The organism is Dendronalium sp. ChiSLP03b (assembly GCF_034531165.2).
GTDB classification, from domain to species: Bacteria; Cyanobacteriota; Cyanobacteriia; order Cyanobacteriales; family Nostocaceae; genus Dendronalium; species Dendronalium minutum.
The window spans coordinates 1-18936 of the sequence record NZ_JAVRBR020000123.1; the positions used below are offsets into that span (position 1 = coordinate 1).

The 18936-nt window shown below is 41.8% G+C and carries 16 protein-coding genes; 7 read left to right on the forward strand and 9 right to left on the reverse strand.

Features of this window, described 5'->3' with window-relative positions:
- Positions 1 to 98: 98 nt before the first annotated feature.
- Positions 99 to 584: an NACHT domain-containing protein gene (locus RMY31_RS28155; protein ID WP_409878655.1), complete on the reverse strand. Its 486-nt coding sequence runs from the start codon at positions 582 to 584 to the stop codon at positions 99 to 101.
- A 585-nt stretch (positions 585 to 1169) separates the two neighbouring features.
- On the opposite strand from RMY31_RS28155, the gene RMY31_RS28160 reads away from it, so the two are divergent.
- From RMY31_RS28160 to RMY31_RS28185, 6 genes are all read left to right on the forward strand, one after another.
- Positions 1170 to 1562, forward strand: a complete 393-nt coding sequence (locus tag RMY31_RS28160; RefSeq protein WP_322657237.1) for a hypothetical protein — start codon at positions 1170 to 1172, stop codon at positions 1560 to 1562.
- A gap of 26 nt (positions 1563 to 1588) precedes the next feature.
- The gene (locus tag RMY31_RS28165; protein ID WP_409878657.1) at positions 1589 to 1714 is read left to right on the forward strand and encodes a hypothetical protein; all 126 of its coding nucleotides are present in this window, start codon (positions 1589 to 1591) and stop codon (positions 1712 to 1714) included.
- A 15-nt stretch (positions 1715 to 1729) separates the two neighbouring features.
- A complete protein-coding gene (locus tag RMY31_RS28170; protein ID WP_322657238.1) occupies positions 1730 to 3811 on the forward strand; it encodes a dynamin family protein in 2082 nt (693 codons plus the stop codon).
- A gap of 59 nt (positions 3812 to 3870) precedes the next feature.
- Positions 3871 to 6069 (forward strand): dynamin family protein, encoded by a 2199-nt coding sequence (locus RMY31_RS28175; protein WP_322657240.1) that lies wholly within the window; start codon positions 3871 to 3873, stop codon positions 6067 to 6069.
- Positions 6070 to 6288: 219 nt separating this feature from the next.
- Positions 6289 to 8055: an arginine--tRNA ligase gene (argS, locus tag RMY31_RS28180; protein WP_322657241.1), complete on the forward strand. Its 1767-nt coding sequence runs from the start codon at positions 6289 to 6291 to the stop codon at positions 8053 to 8055.
- 76 nt (positions 8056 to 8131) lie between these two features.
- Positions 8132 to 8695: a Uma2 family endonuclease gene (locus RMY31_RS28185; protein ID WP_322657409.1), complete on the forward strand. Its 564-nt coding sequence runs from the start codon at positions 8132 to 8134 to the stop codon at positions 8693 to 8695.
- 52 nt (positions 8696 to 8747) lie between these two features.
- Here the strand turns inward: RMY31_RS28185 and RMY31_RS28190 are convergent, their stop codons facing one another.
- From RMY31_RS28190 to RMY31_RS28215, 6 genes are all read right to left on the reverse strand, one after another.
- Complete coding sequence (locus RMY31_RS28190) at positions 8748 to 9350, reverse strand: heme-copper oxidase subunit III (protein ID WP_322657242.1); 603 nt, start codon at positions 9348 to 9350, stop codon at positions 8748 to 8750.
- 199 nt (positions 9351 to 9549) lie between these two features.
- Positions 9550 to 11217, reverse strand: a complete 1668-nt coding sequence (gene ctaD, locus RMY31_RS28195) for a cytochrome c oxidase subunit I (RefSeq protein ID WP_322657243.1) — start codon at positions 11215 to 11217, stop codon at positions 9550 to 9552.
- Positions 11218 to 11225: 8 nt separating this feature from the next.
- Positions 11226 to 12152 carry a cytochrome c oxidase subunit II gene (locus RMY31_RS28200; protein ID WP_322657244.1) on the reverse strand — a complete coding sequence of 309 codons (927 nt, stop codon included), beginning with the start codon at positions 12150 to 12152 and terminating at the stop codon, positions 11226 to 11228.
- 96 nt (positions 12153 to 12248) lie between these two features.
- Positions 12249 to 12851, reverse strand: coding sequence for a DUF2231 domain-containing protein (locus RMY31_RS28205; protein WP_322657245.1), 603 nt, complete (start codon positions 12849 to 12851; stop codon positions 12249 to 12251).
- Positions 12848 to 13348, reverse strand: a complete 501-nt coding sequence (locus tag RMY31_RS28210; RefSeq protein WP_322657246.1) for a DUF2231 domain-containing protein — start codon at positions 13346 to 13348, stop codon at positions 12848 to 12850. The genes RMY31_RS28205 and RMY31_RS28210 overlap by 4 nt, the downstream gene beginning before the upstream one ends.
- Before the next feature lie 1154 nt (positions 13349 to 14502).
- Entirely contained in the window at positions 14503 to 16110 is a 1608-nt protein-coding gene (locus tag RMY31_RS28215; protein ID WP_322657247.1) for a 2-isopropylmalate synthase, read from the reverse strand.
- 86 nt (positions 16111 to 16196) lie between these two features.
- Here RMY31_RS28215 and RMY31_RS28220 point away from each other — a divergent pair, with 86 nt between their 5' ends.
- Entirely contained in the window at positions 16197 to 16865 is a 669-nt protein-coding gene (locus RMY31_RS28220; protein WP_322657248.1) for a GntR family transcriptional regulator, read from the forward strand.
- Between the two features lie 101 nt (positions 16866 to 16966).
- Here the strand turns inward: RMY31_RS28220 and RMY31_RS28225 are convergent, their stop codons facing one another.
- Entirely contained in the window at positions 16967 to 17380 is a 414-nt protein-coding gene (locus RMY31_RS28225; protein WP_322657249.1) for a secondary thiamine-phosphate synthase enzyme YjbQ, read from the reverse strand.
- Between the two features lie 116 nt (positions 17381 to 17496).
- Positions 17497 to 18801: a Tudor-knot domain-containing protein gene (locus RMY31_RS28230; protein WP_322657250.1), complete on the reverse strand. Its 1305-nt coding sequence runs from the start codon at positions 18799 to 18801 to the stop codon at positions 17497 to 17499.
- Positions 18802 to 18936: the final 135 nt, after the last annotated feature.

Here is an 18936-nt window from a genome sequence, read left to right on the forward strand (position 1 = left end):
CGCCCGTCTCCAAATGCTTTCCCCTTAACTGCTTGCGCGTGTATTCTGATTGGATTTTCCACTGCCTTTTACTCCTCAAAACCCCTGCTCTTATTACTTTACTTCGACTTGTGTGTACACCGTAGCCTTGGAAAGGGGGGAACGGGGGGATCGTAAGTGCTACACAACAGCGCTAACCGCAAAGGATTTTTAACTAAATCTTGGATGCGCTGACGTTCAGCTTTATCTAATTCCTGCCATAATCTTTCCCCTTTGTCTGCATCCTTGTTGTGAAACCAACGCCCAATAAACTCTTGCACTTGTTGCGGATATTCAAAATTGAGTAACCGATACGTCTCGAAATTTTCTAAAGCGCCGGCGTTTGCTTCCCAAACATTCACCCGACAAGTCAGCACAACCCGCGCATTTTTCACCCATCCCGTCAACTGCTGGGAAATCTCAGTTAATGGTTGGGGTGAAGACATTTCATCAGCTGCATCCAACAACAACCACAGACTATTATTCTTGAATAAATCTGCGAAAGCGTTTTCCTGTTCTTCTTGTACGCGCACCACTTCTAAAGCATTCTTCAGCCAATCTTGCAACAGATAATTTTCTACACTCTTTCCTTGCAGAGAGGGGCTGTGGCTATATTGGTTGTTATACAGGAATCCGGTTTAATTGCGTGAAAAAATCTAATGCCAATTCAATTAATGATTGCAACACATCCTTGGTTTAAGACGCGATGAATCGCGTCTCTACAAGATGGTTTATTTGTTAAATTTTTTTCAAATTGGTATAAATATGGCATTTATCGATTGTATGCAACACGGTTCGGATCGTTTTTTTGATAAAAATCATACATGACAAAAACGCCTTGTAGAGACGGCGATTTATCGCGTCTCTCTTGTTAGTTCACAACACAAGTCCATTCGTCCACAACGCAAGTCCATTCATTCACAACATAAGTCCATTCATTCACAACACAAGTTCATTCGTCCACAACATAAGTCCATTCATTCACAACACAAGTCCATTCTCAACTATTTATTCTCTAGCGTCGTGTAATTACTGAGCTAGCAATCTAATCTTATTAAAAAAAACACCTTTTTTTGCAAGCTTTACTGAACCGCTACATTGTCCCATTGAGACACTCTAGAAAGATAGAGTTTAGTAAAAAGTATCCATTGATGCCACGCAAAAAAAGAAGCTCTACCCTGCTGGAAAAAACCGAACAGAGAGTAATCGGATTTAAATCAATTGATTCCAGCCTTGACTTTGGTAACTCCATCAGTTTAAACCATTTAACCGAGTTAACCGGGCAACTCCGTAACCAGATTGACCAGTATAATATGATGCTAACCGCCCTTGATTCGGCAAAGGCAGAAATAGAAACCCTTGAAAAAGCCATCCGCGAAACCTCAGAACGCTTAGTCAGTGGTGTGGTATTGAAGTATGGCAAAGACAGCCGGGAATACGAAATGACAGGCGGAGTACGCAAAAGCGATCGCATTCGTAAAGCCACCATTACTAGGTTAAAATCGACCGCAGATTCCAAAGCAGCTTCTAAACAGACGGCGTAAACAGCAACAAGTAGGCATCATTTACGATGAATGATGCCCATGCTTTGCGTAGGCGAGGCGTAGCCCCGCAGTTAGCTAGAGTGATTATTGTCGCTGTGCTGGCGGGGGTAACTGAGAAACTATTTTTTGATTCCCAAAAAAACAATCCTTAATTAAGGTGTTATTTTATGAGCGATCGAGTGGTAACTGACAAATTTCTCCAAGATTTAGAGCGTATTGCTCAAGTGCGGTCTGAAATTTCTGTAGGTTTGAATCAAATTGCTGAAACTATTAATCAAGCTGAATTAGCTGGGGATTCATCTTCAGGTAAACTCAGTTTAGAAAGAGATATTCAAGATATTACAGTAGCTAGTAAAAATCTAAAGCAAGGTGTATTTCGCCTTTTAGTTTTAGGCGATATGAAACGGGGGAAAAGCACCTTTTTAAATGCTTTAATTGGTGAAAACTTGTTACCGAGCGATGTTAACCCATGCACAGCAGTATTAACAGTTTTACGCTATGGCCTAGAAAAGACAGTTACCATTCATTTTAATGACGGTAAAAATCCCCAACAGCTAGATTTTCAGAGCTTTAGATATAAATATACGATTGACTCGGCTGAAGCCAAAAAATTAGAACAAGAGAAAAAACAAGCATTTCCTGATGTAGATTATGCAGTAGTTGAGTACCCCTTGCCACTGCTAGAAAATGGCATTGAGATTGTTGATACTCCGGGATTAAATGATACAGAAGCACGTAACGAATTATCATTAGGTTATGTAAATAATTGTCATGCAATTTTATTTGTCATGAGAGCTTCCCAACCATGTACTTTGGGCGAGCGTCGCTATTTAGAAAATTACATCAAAGGTCGAGGATTGACAGTTTTCTTTTTACTTAATGCTTGGGATCAAGTGCGGGAATCATTGATCGATCCTGATGATGTAGAGGAGTTAACAGCAGCAGAAGACAGACTACGGCAAGTATTTAGCGCCAATTTGGCAGAATATTGTTATGTAGATGGTCAGAATATTTATGAGGAACGCGTGTTTGAACTTTCTTCAATTCAAGCACTCAGAAAACGATTGAAAAATCCCGAAGCAGATTTATCAGGAACTAGTTTTACTGCTTTTATGGGAGCGTTGAATACTTTTCTCACTAAAGAACGTGCGATCGCAGAACTCCGCCAAGTTAGAACCTTAGCTAGACAAACCTGCAATCATACCCGCGAAGCAATTGCAAGACGCATACCATTACTCGACCAAAATGTAGATGAATTGAAAAAACGGATTGATTCAGTAGAACCAGAGTTTAACAAACTTACAAATATCCGCGATCGATTTCAAAAAGAAATTATCCATACAAGAGACACTCAAGCAAGAGCAATTTCTGAATCGTTTCGCAGCTACGTTTTAGATTTAAGCAATACCTTTGAAACCGATTTCTTACGCTATCAGCCAGAATTAAAGATACTTGATTTCCTCAGTAACGGCAAACGCGATGCATTTAACGCAGCCTTGCAAAAAGCTTTTGAACAATACATTACTGATAAATTTGCCGCTTGGACTTTAACTGCTGAAAAAGATATGAATGCAGCTTTTAAAGAACTTTCTCGGAGTGCCGCACAGTATGGCGCATCTTATAGTCAAGTAACAGACCAAATCACTGAAAAATTAACCGGACAAAAAGTTATAATTGATGCTGAAGCTACTACAGAAGATGATAACTCTCCTGCATGGGCAAAATGGGCAATGGGATTGTTATCTTTGACTAACGGTAACATTGCTGGTTTTGCAATGGCTAGTGTAGGGTTTGACTGGAAAAATATCTTACTGAACTACTTTACTGTACTTGGTATTGGTGCATTAATAGGAACAATAATCAGCCCTATCCTTGCTCCTCTCTATATCCCTTTACTTGGCTTAGGTGTAGGATTTTTACAAGCAGACCAAGCTCGAAAACAGTTAGTTAAAAGCGCCAAAAAAGAATTAGTTAAGTATTTGCCACAAGTTGCCCAAGAGCGATCGCAGACTGTATACGATGCAGTAAAAGAGTGTTTTGATGCTTATGAAAGAGAAGTAAATAAGCGAATTAACGATGATATTTTAGCTCGTAAATCTGAATTAGATAATCTTTTACAACAAAAACAAACACGAGATATTAATCGCGATCGCGAGTTAAATCGATTAAAAGTTTTGCAAGAGAATGTCATAGCTGAGGTACAAAAAATTGAAGCGGCATATAGTAATTTAATAACTTACTATAGCTAAATAACTTTAGACCCAGACGCAGATAATGAAATTTTGGGTGCAGTGGGAATGAGGAAAATATGCAACAAAAGTCTGAAGGTTATAAAAATTTAGTATACTCTCTCAAATCTGCATCTGGGTTACTAGATTTAAAGCAAAAATCGCAACTGAATCGAGATTTAATTGCCATCTGCAACAATCTGGCTAATTCCAACTTTCGGATTGCGGTATTTGGGCCTTTTAATCATGGCAAGTCAACTCTGTTGAATGCTATGCTGGGAAATCGCACATTACCAATTGATTTGATTCCCACAACAGGCGCAGCGATTACTGTTAGATATGGTTCTGACGTGCGGACTCGCATCATTTTAGTCGATGGAACAGAAATTGACTGTAGCGGCACAGAAATTTTACAGCAATTTGCCATTCTAGATGAGAATAGACAGATGCGAAAAGATGTGGCATCTGTAGAAGTTTTTTGTCCCCATCCCTTCTTAGAAATGGGTGTAGAATTTCTCGATTTACCGGGAACAAACGATCGAGAAGAACAAAATAATTTAGTCAGAGAACAACTTTTAAGTTCAGATTTAGTTGTTCAGTTATTGGATGCACGTAAGTTAATGACTTTAGGCGAACGAGAAAACCTGCGAGATTGGTTATTAGATCGCGGTATTAAAACAGTTATTTTTGTTGTTAATTTTATTAACTTACTCGAACCCGACGAGCAAAAACAAGTTCAAAATCGTTTGATATTTGTTGCAGAAAGCTTTCGAGCCGAATTACCTGCTGGTTTTAGTAATTTATATCGTGTAGATGCTTTACCTGCATTAAGAGCTAGATTAAAAGGTGATGTTGCTGCCGCTAATAGTAGCGGTTTAGCAGCTTTTGAAGTAGCTTTGCAAAATATTGTTGGGATTTTACAACAAAATTGTGGCGATGTGCGATTGCCAAGATTGCAGGCGCTCGCCTCTCAAATTCAATTATCATTAAAAAATAAAATTGACCCGCTTGCTAATGAAATTAAAACTTTTGATGACAAGCAAAACGCCAAAATTGAAGTTAAACAAAAAGCTGCTAACTTAATTAATCAAGGCTTTGTCACAAGTGTTAGAGAACTACGCGATTGGCTAGCATTACCCAAGCTGCTTGCAAAATATCAAGCCGATGCAGCAGTCGCATTGGCAGAAAATAATTTTAAAGCGTGGCAAACAGGCACTTTCAAAAACGACCTGACACAATTGCAACTAGCTGTAGTGAAATGGCTTTACCAAGCTTACGACTTTTTCCAAGAACAACGACCAGAAGACTTATTAATTCCCCTTCCTAGCGAACCGCAAATAACGCTACCACCAAAACCAAATAATACAGATACTTTGAGTGAACCTGGTTCCATAGCAGTTGGCAGTGGTATTGGTTGGTTGTTAGGCGGCCCTGTAGGAGCAGCTGTAGTTGGAAGTATTTCTTATTTGTTAAATAAAAATGTCCAAAAACAAGACGAACAATTAGTAAAAGAATCTTATCATCAAGAAGTTGCTAAACTTTGTATAGTCGCAATTGAAGATTATTTATCTCGCTTCAGTCATCAAGGGTTAACAATTTTGGCAGAATACGAGCAGAAAGCTGTAAAAATAATTCGCTTTACAGTTGGTCTGGAACCGCAAGAAATTACTAATAAACGTGAAGATTTGCAGTCATGGCAAAATACTTTTAATCAATTACTGCAAGAGTTAGAAACAGCAAATATCTTTTCAAATTATCAATCTTATCAAGAAACACCAAAACCTCAAAACTCAAGCAGAGAATATTTCCCACAACAAGAAACAGTTCAAACTTCCTCAGCAAAAGATATTCCGAATCAGCAACGACAAGAAAATACAACAAAGAATACCAGCACCAGAGTAGAATCTCCACGACAGCAAGTTTCTTCACCTCCCTCACCACGTCCAGAAGAGGTGGAAGCGAAATTTCGCAACTGGGAACTTGATGAGGAGATTGCACAAATGAAAGTAGAAATGCGTTCTGGTTCGCAAACTAGCAAAGCACCGAATCAACCCAAAACAGAGGTTGAAAAAGATAAAATTGCTCGCGCTTATACGACTTTAGGGTTACAACCGAGTGCTTCATTTGCCGAAGTGAAACAAGCTTATCGAACTTTAGTCAAACAATGGCATCCAGATTTATTTGTGGGTAAGCCACAAATACTACAACAAGCTCAAGAAAAAATGCGTATAGTTAATGAAGCTTATACAATTTGTCTGCAAAATCAAGAGCTTCGCTAATTTATATAAGATTAGCATCGGCGATCGCTCGAAAACATGGAGTATCGTCACAATCAAGCAATTATATCGAAGATGGAAGACAGTCCAGTGGATGGTAATGTACCACAATGGTCTTCTGTTGAACTATGTAACCATATTTTAGGGCTAGAATAATCAAGCTTTTGAAAATGTCCAACCATTAGACAGCCCATAGCCCCCTCAAACAGATAACATTTACGTATGAACGCTACACAAGAACAACTAAAACTAAAATTTGAGCAGGCTTTGGTGGCTGCTTTTGGCCCTGACTTGGCTGGAGTAGATCCGATTTTGGTTGCTGCTAGCAATCCTAAATTTGGTGATTATCAGGCGAATGTTGCTTTATCGCTGAGTAAAAAGTTAGGAAAGCAACCAAGAGCGATCGCTTCTACTATTGTTGAGAAACTAGATGTATCAGAAATCTGCGAACCGCCAGAAATAGCCGGGCCAGGTTTTATTAACCTCAAACTGAAAACAGCATACCTAGAAGCACAACTGAATGCCATTCAAGCAGATCCCAGACTAGGAATCCCCACGGCGAAAACACCACAGCGGGAAATTGTAGATTTTTCCAGTCCGAACATTGCCAAAGAAATGCACGTCGGACATTTGCGTTCCACGATTATTGGTGATTCCATCGCCCGCGTTCTCGAATTTCAAGGACATGATGTCCTGCGGCTGAATCATGTGGGTGATTGGGGTACGCAGTTTGGCATGTTAATCGCCTATCTCCGGGAAGTTTACCCAGAAGCTTTAACTACTGCTAATGCTTTGGATATTGGCGATTTAGTCACCTTTTACCGCAAAGCAAAACAGCGGTTTGATGCCGATGAAGCTTTCCAAGAGACAGCACGGCAAGAAGTTGTTAGATTGCAAGCAGGTGCAGAAGATACGCTACATGCTTGGAAATTACTGTGCGAACAGTCGCGCCAAGAGTTTCAGATAATTTATGACTTACTTGATGTTCGTGTAATTGAACGGGGTGAATCTTTTTATAATCCTTTACTTCCAGGTGTTGTAGAAGATTTAGAAAAATCTGGCTTATTGGTAGAAAACCAAGGCGCAAAATGCGTTTTTGTGGAAGGATTTACCAATAGAGAAGGTGAACCTTTGCCCTTGATTGTGCAGAAATCCGATGGTGGCTATAACTACGCTACGACAGATTTAGCAGCTCTACGCTACCGGATTCAACAAGATGAAGCAAAGCGCATAATTTATGTAACAGATGCTGGACAAGCAAACCACTTTGCCCAATTCATCAAAGTAGCACGCAAGGCGGGATGGGTTCCCGATGATGTGGAACTTGTCCACGTTACCTTTGGTTTGGTGTTAGGTGAAGATGGTAAAAAATTCAAAACTCGTTCTGGCGATACTGTAAGATTGCGGGATTTATTAGATGAAGCGATCGCTCGTGCCCGTACAGACTTAAAAGCTAGATTACAAGAAGAAGAGCGCCAAGAAGCTGAAGAATTCATTAATAAAGTTGCTGAGGTAGTTGGCATCAGTGCAGTGAAATATGCTGACTTAAGCCAAAACCGCACCAGTAACTATATTTTCAGCTACGACAAAATGCTGGATCTCAAAGGCAATACCGCGCCTTATATGCTATATGCTTATGCGCGGATTCAGGGTATTAGCCGCAAAGGTGATATTAACTTTAAAGAGTTGGCAGACAATGCCAAAGTTCTGTTGCAACATGAAACAGAATTGGCATTGGCAAAATACTTGCTGCAACTAGACGAAGTAATTAATACTGTAGAGCAAGACTTATTGCCCCATCGTTTATGCGAATATTTGTACGAACTGAGTAAAAAGTTTAATCAGTTTTACGATCGCGATCGAGGAGTTCAAGTCTTAAATGCTGAAGAACCACTACGGACATCCCGCTTAGTTCTCTGTGACTTAACAGCTAGAACTCTAAAATTAGGACTATCTTTACTGGGAATTCAAGTACTAGAAAGAATGTAAAAAACTTTATGTCTGAGTGTTTTCGTGGTTGTTTCTAACAGCCACCAAATTGAGATTTTTACAAGAGGCGATCGCAATGGTACAAACACCACAAAAAAGCATAACATTAGCAGAATTTCTCAAGCTCCCAGAAACCAAACCCGCTAGTGAATACATTGATGGTCAAATTATTCAAAAACCAATGCCACAGGGAAAACACAGTACAATTCAAGGTGAAACGGTTAGCGCTATTAACTCGGTAGTTAAGCCCAATCGAATTGCTCGTGCTTTTCCAGAACTACGGTGTACATTTGGTAGCAGGTCAATAGTACCAGATGTGAGCGTATTTACTTGGAACAGAATTCCCCGCAATGAAAATGGCGAAATCGCCAACGTTTTCCAAGCAACCCCTGATTGGACAATTGAAATTCTATCGCCTGACCAAAGCGTTACGAAAGTAACGAAGAATATTTTGCATTACTTAAATTATGAAACCCAAATGGGTTGGCTAATCGATCCAAAAGAGCAAATCGTAATTGTGTATATACGCAATCAACAGCCAGTCTTTTTGGATGAAGCAAATTCTTTACTTCCAGTCCCGGATTTTGCAAGTGAATTAAAGCTGACAGTTGGAGATTTATTTGGTTGGTTATTGGAATAATTAAGGCATGGAAGTAACTACCTCCATGCCATATTGATTTGAATATTAATCCTTATTGCCAAACATAAATAAGGATAAACAGAATAATCCAAATTACATCGACGAAGTGCCAAAATAAAGAAGTTGCATTGACACCATAGTGACCTGAATCGTAATTTCCAGGAATGAAAGAGCGCACCAAAATAATTAATTGCAACAGAATTCCGGTAAAAACGTGCAAACCGTGGAAACCTGTTAACAGGTAAAACATACCTCCAAATGTTCCAGTGGTGAAGCCAAAAGCTAGGTGACTCCATTCAATCGCCTGTCCAAACAAAAAGTAGCTGCCCATCGCCATCGTTGCTAAGAGAAACAAACGATATCTCCATAATTTATGACGTTGCAGCTCGCGTTCTGCTAAATAAATGACAAAGCTACTGGCAACAAGAATTACCGTATTGATTGCAGGTTCTTTAATTTCCAGTCCCGAAACACCAACTGGTAGCCAGTTAGGAGTCGTTATTTTGTAGATAATGTATCCTGCAAAAAAACTCAGGAAAATGACGCTTTCAGACAGTAGGAACACGATGAAGCCAAACATCTTGTTACCTTCTTCGTCGTAGCTGTGTTCGCCACCTGTCTGGTGCAACTCATCTGAAGCGATATAACTGTCCATCGATCCTATTACCTTGCAGGCTGAAGAGGTTTGAAATTGAAACGCAGAGGTACGCGAAGGGGAGGCAGCGCGTTGCGGGGGTTCCCACGCCACTTGCTCCACTTGGGGAAACCCCAAGACCGCAGTGGCTCCCCGTTGTAGCGACTGCCGTCGCGCAGAGTGTATGCAGAGGGTTTCTGCGTCTTCCCGATTCTCTGCGTTAGTTGTGAGTGTGAGCTTGTGCTGTTAACGGTTCGGATTTACCGTAAGCATAGGGTTCAGAAATGATGATGGGAATTTCTTCAAAGTTCTCTACTGGGGGCGGTGAAGAAACCATCCACTCTAGTCCAATTGCCTGCCAAGGATTATCTGGTGCTTTCTCACCTTGCATCCAAGAAATCACCATGTTGAAAATGAAGGGCAAAGTGGACATTCCTAACAAAAATGCACCAAGGCTAGCAATGATATTCCAGAATTCATACTCTGGGGCGTAGGAAGCAACTCGACGCAACATTCCTTGCAACCCTAAAGGGTGCATGGGTAAAAAGTTGAGGTTAGTGCCGATAAATGCTAAAGCGAAGTGCAACTTACCCCAGCCTTCGTAGTACATCCGACCGGTCATTTTGGGGAACCAGTGATAGATGGCAGCATACAAACCCATCGTCACCGTGCCGTAGAGGACATAGTGAAAGTGACCAACTACAAAGTAAGTGTTGTTAACGTGGACATCGACTGGCACAGAAGAAAGCATAATGCCTGTGATGCCAGCGAAGACAAACATGACTAATGCGCCCAAGGCAAACAGCATCGGTGTATTTAGTCGCAACTTACCTCCCCAGATGGTCGCTACCCAAGCAAACACCTTAATACCAGTGGGTACAGACACAAACATAGTAGTGAGCATGAAAATCAACCGCATCCAGCCAGGAGTACCGCTGACATACATGTGGTGTACCCAAACAATGGCGCTGACTACGGCAATCAAGATTGATGAAACGGCGACTACTTTGTACCCGAATAGAGGTTTGCGAGAGTAAACCGGGAAGATTTCTGAGAAGATGCCGAAGACGGGCAGAATAATCACATAAACGGCAGGGTGGGAGTAGAACCAGAAGTAATGCTGGAACATGACTGGATTTCCTCCGTTGGCTGGGTTAAAAAATCCAGTACCAACTGTAAGGTCCAGTAGCAGCATGACTGCACCTGCGGTCAGTGCGGGTAATCCAAATAGTTGGATAATCTGAGCGCTAAATACACCCCAGACAAACAATGGCATTCGGAAGAAAGTCATCCCAGGCGCGCGCATCTTGACGATGGTGGTGACAAAGTTGACTGCCCCCATAATCGAAGACACGCCAGATATTGCTACTGCCAAGAGCCAGATAACTTGTCCATTGATTAAGTTACCTGTGGGATTCTGGAGACTAACTGGTGGGTAAGACCACCAACCGGCTTGAGCTGGACCACCAGGGACAAAGAAACTGCCCATCAACAGAATCCCGACTACTGGCACCATCCAAAAGGCGACAGCGTTGAGGCGAGGAAATGCCATATCTCGCGCCCCAATCATTAGGGGTACTAGATAGTTAGCAAAACCAACCAGTGAGGGAAATGTCCACAAGAACAGCATCACAGTGCCATGCATGGTGAACATGCCGTTATAGACGGTGCGATCTACTAGGTCTGCATCGGGTGTAATCAGTTCTCCCCGCAGTACCATCGCAAAGATGCCGCCGACTAGAAAGAAGAAGAATGAAGTAACAAGGTACTGGATACCAATAACTTTATGGTCAGTGCTAAAGCTGAAGTATTCCTTCCAGTTACCTGGGGATTCGTGGTGAGGCTTCTCACTAGAGAGACTGATGCCTTGAATAGGGATATTTGTCATAGTTCCTTTCAACCTGGGTAATTGACCAGAGGAGATGCCGCAGGTGCAACTGTAGTCCAACCAGTTTTAACTGGCTGAGTAGATGCTTGTGCATACTCAGAAGCTGCCTGATTATTTGCTGGCGATGGTTTTTGGCTTGCAGCTTGGGCTAGCCATTGGTGGTACTCTTCTGGTGATTCGACGACCACATTCGCTTGCATGGTCGCAAAGTATGTGCCGCTATATTGAGAGTCGGTTAGCCGATATTCACCAGTGCGAATCGGAGTGAATTCAAAGTCAATAGTGTGGTTAGGAATAATGTCTTGCTTGAGACGAAATGCCGGAATGTAAAAACCGTGCAAAACATCTTCCGATCGCAAGGCTAAACTTACTCGGCGATCGCTTGGTAAATGCAATTCGGTACTGGTAACATCTGTTTGAGGATAGTGAAACACCCAAGCCCATTGTTTAGCCAGTACATCAATTTTTTCTACAGGTTCAGTTAAGGCGGCAACTGGTGCTTCGTTGGTTGCTGCGTAGGCCGATTCCATACCCATTGGATTGTGCAGGTGAACTAGCTGCGCCGGGCCTTGAATCCCCATTTGCTCGTAAACTTGGTAGCTGTAACCAGCAATCCAAAACACTAGCAAAATTGGGATGGCTGTCCAGACAACTTCTAGGGTGACATTACCCTCAATGGCTGGGCCGTCGCTGAAGTCATCCTTTTTCGCCCGATGGAAAATCACGGAATACATCAGGGTGCTAGTCACTCCCAGAAAGATGAATGCACCCAGCGTTACCAAAAAGCTCATCAAATCGTCAATCAGGTGAGATTCCGCCGCTGCTTGTGGAGGCAGCCACGAATAAGCTTGCTTGCCTATCCAGAGACTGGTGACAGTCACCGCGATCGCACCGCTAATTACGGTCAAAATATTTAATATCTTCCGGACTTTCATGGTCAGTGGTTAGTGGTTGGTGGTTGGTAGACAAGACAACTGACAACTGACAAATGTACGGGCGCAAGGGCTTGCGCCCCTACTGACAAAATTTGACTACTTGAGTACTGTGTTGAGGTCTTCACCCAATCGCAGCAATTTATCTGCTGTATTATGTATGCCAAACTCGGCAGCCATTTGCGCTCCTAGTGTGCCGTGGACGTACATAATAAACATGACTGCTACACCTGTAAGCAGATAGCTCCAATGCACTTGTTTATCTGCGTCTTGGTTAGAAACGAAGCGTTGCCATCCTCTCCAAATGGTCATGACCAGAATCAGCGCTAATAAGAACACTCCACCTACGCCATGCCAGAGCATAGTTTCCATTGCCTGTAACCCCCAGGCACTCTTGACATCGGCTGGTGGGGTTGCCAGCAGCATTTCATAAAAGCCTGCTGCTACGGTGAAAAAAGTAATGACGGTTGAAGCTAGCATGTTGTACCAGCCGACATCAAATAAGTTGGCACGTTCAACAGAAATCGCCAAAAATTTGAAGACCCATTTTTGGAAAGGGAACAGCACACCAGCGATATCAAAGGTAAGGCCGATGATGAACAAACCCAGAGTCAGGTGAACTAAGTTGGGATGAATGGGAATACTATAAGGCAGTCCGTTTGCACCCAGGTCGCTCAATTGGTTAATCAGTTCAGAGTTCATGGCAAGATACCTTCCTTAACCGCTTCCACAACTGGCACTGTGTGCAGTCCATATACCCAAACAAGTTCGTCTCCCAGATATACCTGCAAGCCAACTATCAGGGTTAAAAGTAGCCCTGCTCCCAGATAATAAATTGAAAGTTTTTGCGGGTTGCGAGAACGAATTACATAGCGCCATGCTGTAATCGCCGCGATAATTCCCGAAAGCGACCAGCCAATGAGTGTGTGTACATTCAACACTGATTTAGCCAGATCGTAAGGTTGTGCCAAGCCTGCTTCAAACTGACCAAAAATAATGGCCACGAAGATGGCGATCGTGGCAACAAACATATTCCACCAACTCACTTCAAAAAGATGAGTTTTCCCCGTCAAATAACCAACTACATCACAGAAGAATGCAAACAATACCATCGCAATTACGAAGTGAACAACGATGGGATGAATTGTATCTGGGTAGGGTAAATTGTGGTCGTTCAAAGATGTAAGATACTCAAGCATTGTCTTCTCCTGGACATATCTACCGCTCCTCGGTTCAGCCTCAAAAATTATTGATATTAGCTAGCAAGACTAGGAATATTTACACACGACCGGAATTGGTTAATCAGATTTTTGCAGCGAAATCCGGTTGTTTGAGTGTAAACTTCGTAGCCGCAAGATTCAGCGAGGCTAATATTTATAGTCAATGATTGAGTTCAATTCATTTGTTCATGTTGATATTCTGCAACAGTGATTTTATATTTACCTCACAAAATTACTGTTGTTCGTTTGATTTAGTGTGACCTATCTCTTAGCTTAAGGATTTTTTTAGTAGTTGTCAAAAAACTTAATAAAGTTTTCTAAAGATTTTTATAATATAGCTTAACTTGTTCTTTTTCAGAAATTGCACATAGAAAAATATTTGAATGTTCAAGATTTAACATTCTTAAAATCTGGATTTGTAATAGCAATTACAAAATATTAGTTTTAAATTTTTAACTATAAATTAAAAACTCAATAGAATGAAAATAGATTTTTAATTAGATTAAATGAATTAGGATCCCGGTGAGTGCGTTCATCAAAAGTTTTGACGTAGCGACTGCTCCATATCAATATGTTCAAAAAGTAAGTACAGAATCTGAACTTTTTTCATTACTTGGGATAAATATAGCGTCGCTAACACTAGGGGCAAACTAAACCGTATTGAGTAGTTGGAATTGATACCAGGGCAAACGCACGTAAAACCTGAAACCCTTGCGGGACAAGGATATTGATGAAAAAAGAGACTCAATTATAAAACACCCAAACCCTTGCTATTAAAGGATTCTTATACTTTAGATGCGTTTGCCCTGGAGTTGATACCGTTAGTGAACTTCACAATTCACTGAAAAGGATAAGCTAACAGTGATTAAATTCTTGAAATACTTTGTGCAAGAAATGTTTAGAGTTACATTGTCAAGTTATTCTGCAAAAAACTTGACAATTTTAGGAATATAAAAAAAATGAGATTAACTCTGTCTTACTTACAGATTTACAAAAAAAGAGCGATCGCGCCATTATAGATACGTGCAAAAAAAATAAGTACCGAATCAATTTTTGAATTCGGTACTTACAACTTCGTCAAAATGATGAAATGTAATTATTCGCGCTCACCAAAAATAGAAGAAAAGCGATCGCTAACTACCCAACAGTAACGGAGTCTGGCTTTGAATTTGTAAGTAACGATAAAGCCGATTCAAGGCGTTTATATACGCATAAGCTGCTGCCACCACAATATCAGTATCAGATGCTTGCCCCGAAAATATCCGCTCTTGATGTCCTATACGAACTGTCACAGTTCCTAGCGCATCAATTCCTCCAGTCACCGATTGGACGGAGAACTCTATGAGTTGATTGGAAATCTGCACTAGTCGATTGATTGCCTGATACACAGCATCCACTGGCCCGGTGCCTACAGTCGCATCCGTGAGGATTTTGCCATCAGGGGTGACAACTGTAATTGTTGCAGTTGGACAAGTGCAGTCACCACAAATCACCTGAATGTGTTCGAGTTGAAAGCCACTTTCTATTTGAATCTGTGTTTCATCTCGTACAATCGCTTCTAAATCCCAATCTGACATTTCTTTTTTCTTGTCAGCGACTTCCTTGAAGCGATTGAAGGCTTTGTTCAAATCTGCCTCACTCAGTTCAAATCCTAATTCCTTCAGTCTGGTACGGAAGGCGTTACGTCCGGAGTGCTTGCCTAAAACAATGCGATTTTCTGGTAAACCAATGGCAGCGGCTTCCATAATTTCATAGGTTTGGCGGTGCTTGATAATCCCATCTTGATGAATTCCCGATTCATGGGCAAAGGCATTTGCTCCCACAATCGCTTTATTTGGCTGAATCAGCATTCCCGTTAATTGCGAAACCAAGGAGGAGGTTTTGTAAATTTCCTGGGTTTTGATATTGGTTAAAGGTGCATCACAATCAACTGGACGATTAAAGTAAGGATTAAAGAAGGGTTTGCGAACTTGTAAGGCCATGACAATTTCTTCCAATGCCGCATTACCTGCTCGTTCGCCAATACCATTAATCGTACACTCCACCTGGCGTACACCGTATTCAATTGCTGCGAGGGCGTTAGCTGTGGCCAAACCCAAATCATTTTGAGTGTGGATGGAAAGAATCACCCGCTCAATATTGGGAACGTGTTCTCGAATGCCCTGAATCAGATTGCCCATTTCTTTAGGCGTGCAGTAGCCAACGGTATCAGGAATGTTGATTGTAGTTGCACCAACTGCGATCGCTCGCTCCAATACCTGATAAAGAAACTCTGGCTCGGTGCGGCTGGCATCCATCGGTGAGAATTCTACATCATCTACAAAAGACTTAGCATAGGCAACCATTTCTTCGGCGATCGCTAACACTTCACTACGAGACTTTTTCAACTGATATTTGAGGTGAATATCCGAGGTAGAAATCATTGTGTGGATTCGAGGACGTGCAGCGGGTTTCAAGGCTTCGGCTGCTGCTTGAATATCTTGGCGAATGGCTCTAGCCAAACTACAAATGATTGGCCCACCTGGTATCCCTACTTGTTCGGCGATGGTTTTAACAGCTTGAAAATCTCCCGGACTGGCAACGGCAAATCCAGCTTCAATCACATCGACACCTAGTAGAGCTAGTTGATGAGCGATCGCTAGCTTCTCTTCTACATTTAGGGTTGCGCCTGGTGACTGTTCGCCATCCCGTAGCGTTGTGTCGAAGATGATAACTCTGTCTGCTTGCGATCCAATACTCATAACTGTCTCCCGTAGTGTTTAGGGAATTTTTATTTTTTACTTTGGATATTGTATACAATTTTTAGATTTTGTATACAATATAAATTATGAACTTCAATGAATTAGCAGCCAATGTACTGCACCAACGCAGTACCCCCGATCTAATTGCTGATGCTTTGCGGGAAGCGATTCTACAGGGTATTTTTCAGGAAGGACAATCCCTCAGACAAGATGAAATTGCCACTCAATTTGGAGTCAGCCGCATTCCCGTGCGCGAAGCACTCAAGCAATTAGAGGCTGAAGGATTGGTGACGCTGCATCTCAATCGCGGTGCAATGGTATCGGTAATGACAGCCGCCGAGGCGCAGGAAATTTGTGAGATTCGCAGCGCTTTGGAAGTAAAAGCGATGCAGCTGGCAATACCCAAGTTAAGTACGCCTGATATAGAAAAAGCTGCTGTAGTTCTAGAAGCCAGCGACCAAACAACCGATGCAGGTTTATTAGCGAAACTTAACTGGGAATTCCATGCCACACTCTATGCCAGTGCAGCACGTCCGCGACTGCTAACAATGATTAAAAACTTGCATGTTAATTGCGATCGCTACGTCCGCGTACAATTGGCACAAATGGATTATCAAGAGCGATCGCAAAAAGAACACTATCAACTCTTGGACGCTTGTCATCAGCGGGATAGTAAAGCGGCCGTCCGGTTGCTGAAACGCCATATTGACACCGCAGGAGAACAGCTAGTTGCATACTTGCTACAAAAAGCGTAAAAGCGGCGATCTGCTATAAATATTTCCTACGTAACTGCTAGAATTCTCTGTTTTGGATTATTTTTAGCTAATTCACAGAGAAAACAAGTTGTGTAAAGAAATTACTCTCCATATACCGTCACCATAATTTGACGCTGGCGGGGTTTAATGTCACACTCTAGGTGAAAGATTTGCTGCCATGTACCCAAAATCAACCTACCATTTTGCACAGGAATCGTAAGCGAAGGGCCTAACCAAGTAGCTTGTAAGTGAGAATGTCCGTTACCATCATGCCAAGTTTGCTCATGTCCGTAGTCGCGGCTAGGGGGAATCAGTTTATTCAGGATTTGCGGTAGATCCTGTTGTAGTCCAGGTTCAAATTCAATTGCACCAATTGCCGCTGTACTACCAATGTTAAATACATTTACGATCCCCGCCTGAATTCCCGATTTTTTCACGATTTGATTTACCTTATCAGTCAAGTCGTGCATTTCGCCATTTTTGGTAGAAATCGTAATTTGCTCCTGATAAACCATAGAACTGTAAAGTGTAAAAGATAAAGGATGAAGTGGGGACTTTCTGATTTTTTCTCATATTCAAGCTTCATCCCCTTATAGGTCAAGCAACTTCATCCTTTATCCTTCATCAGTAGTTAGCGAATCTCTTCTAAATCGACCCACTCGTCATAAGAAGAGTCGTAACCGATGTAATGGACATAGTATTGCTGACCTTGGATGTTCTCAATGGTTGCAGAATACCAATCCTCTTGGTCACCATCCCAACATTTTACCTTTTGACCGACTGCAAATCCGCTGCCATCAGATGAACTAAGAGCGCGAGTCCGAATGTCATCCTCGCCAACCCACTCATCATGAGATGAACCATAGCCAATGTAGTGAATAAAGAATTGGTCATTTTGGATTTTTTCAATCGTTCCCTGATACCAATCGGCATCATCATTATCCCAGACCTCTACTGTTTTGCTCAGTGCATATTCACTGCTATCAGAATTAACAGCAGATGAGACATCTTGGACGGACTTTTGCGGTTGTTGTTGAATTTCCTCTTTTACTAAAGCATATGCTCGCAAAATCAAGCTGCGAGCTACAGTTTGAATTCCCGTATGCTCGTAGTAATTGGTAGTTTGATCGAGGAAGGCTGCCACAAAGTCCAAATTATCATCCGCAATCTGAATAAAACTACCCAGACTCTGAGAAATCGATTGTGGGGTTACGCCTGTCTTGGATACTAAGTTATTCATCCAGCCTTGCACAGAGTTAAAACCCTGCGCGATAAAACCAAGTTTATCAGAGGGATTATTGCCTGGAATAAAGTTGTTAACGGCTGAAAAGACAGGATTTTGAGCTACTACACCAACATCCGCACCACTAATAATTCCCTGGATTTTGCTGAGGAAGTCTGGACCTAACGGCAGAATTCCGTCTATGCAAACTAAAGCTGCCATCCGCATCAAGGATGCATCTTGATAGTTGTTAGCGAGAGTACTGGCAAACTCTTGGGGGTTAGGTTGGGGAATGCCATTCAATTTGCAGAAGGCAATGATTTCGATCGCGATTTTCAGTACTAAGTCAATTGATTGAGTTACGTCGGCTTTGGGAGTAATATTGCTTAAAAAAGAGAGAAAGCCGATTTTTTCACCAACTTTGTTGGCTAAAGCTGCCGTTGCCATAGCTGTATCTGCTTTATCGAGTATTTGATAAAGCTTGATGGCAGACTGGTAGCCTTGTTGGGGATCTTGATATAGAGTAACAGCGCGATCGCGGATTTTCTGGATTACATTAGCATCGGTTTCTGCGGTGATGGCGCGGATAGTATTGTCAAACCCTACCAAATTGTTCCATTGTCCTGGTGCGACATAATCGAGAGCCTTCAACACTTTGACAGTAATATTGTCAGCTGGTAACTCGTCAACTAACTGAATTATTGATTTATCCATAAGCTGGTTTCAAAACCCAACATCGTGTTTACAACAAAGTTCAGCTATATCCATAAGGAACTAATACCCGGACACGCTGAACCTTATTGATAGAGTTCCCTGACTGAATGAAAAAGTAACTTACTGGGTACTGGG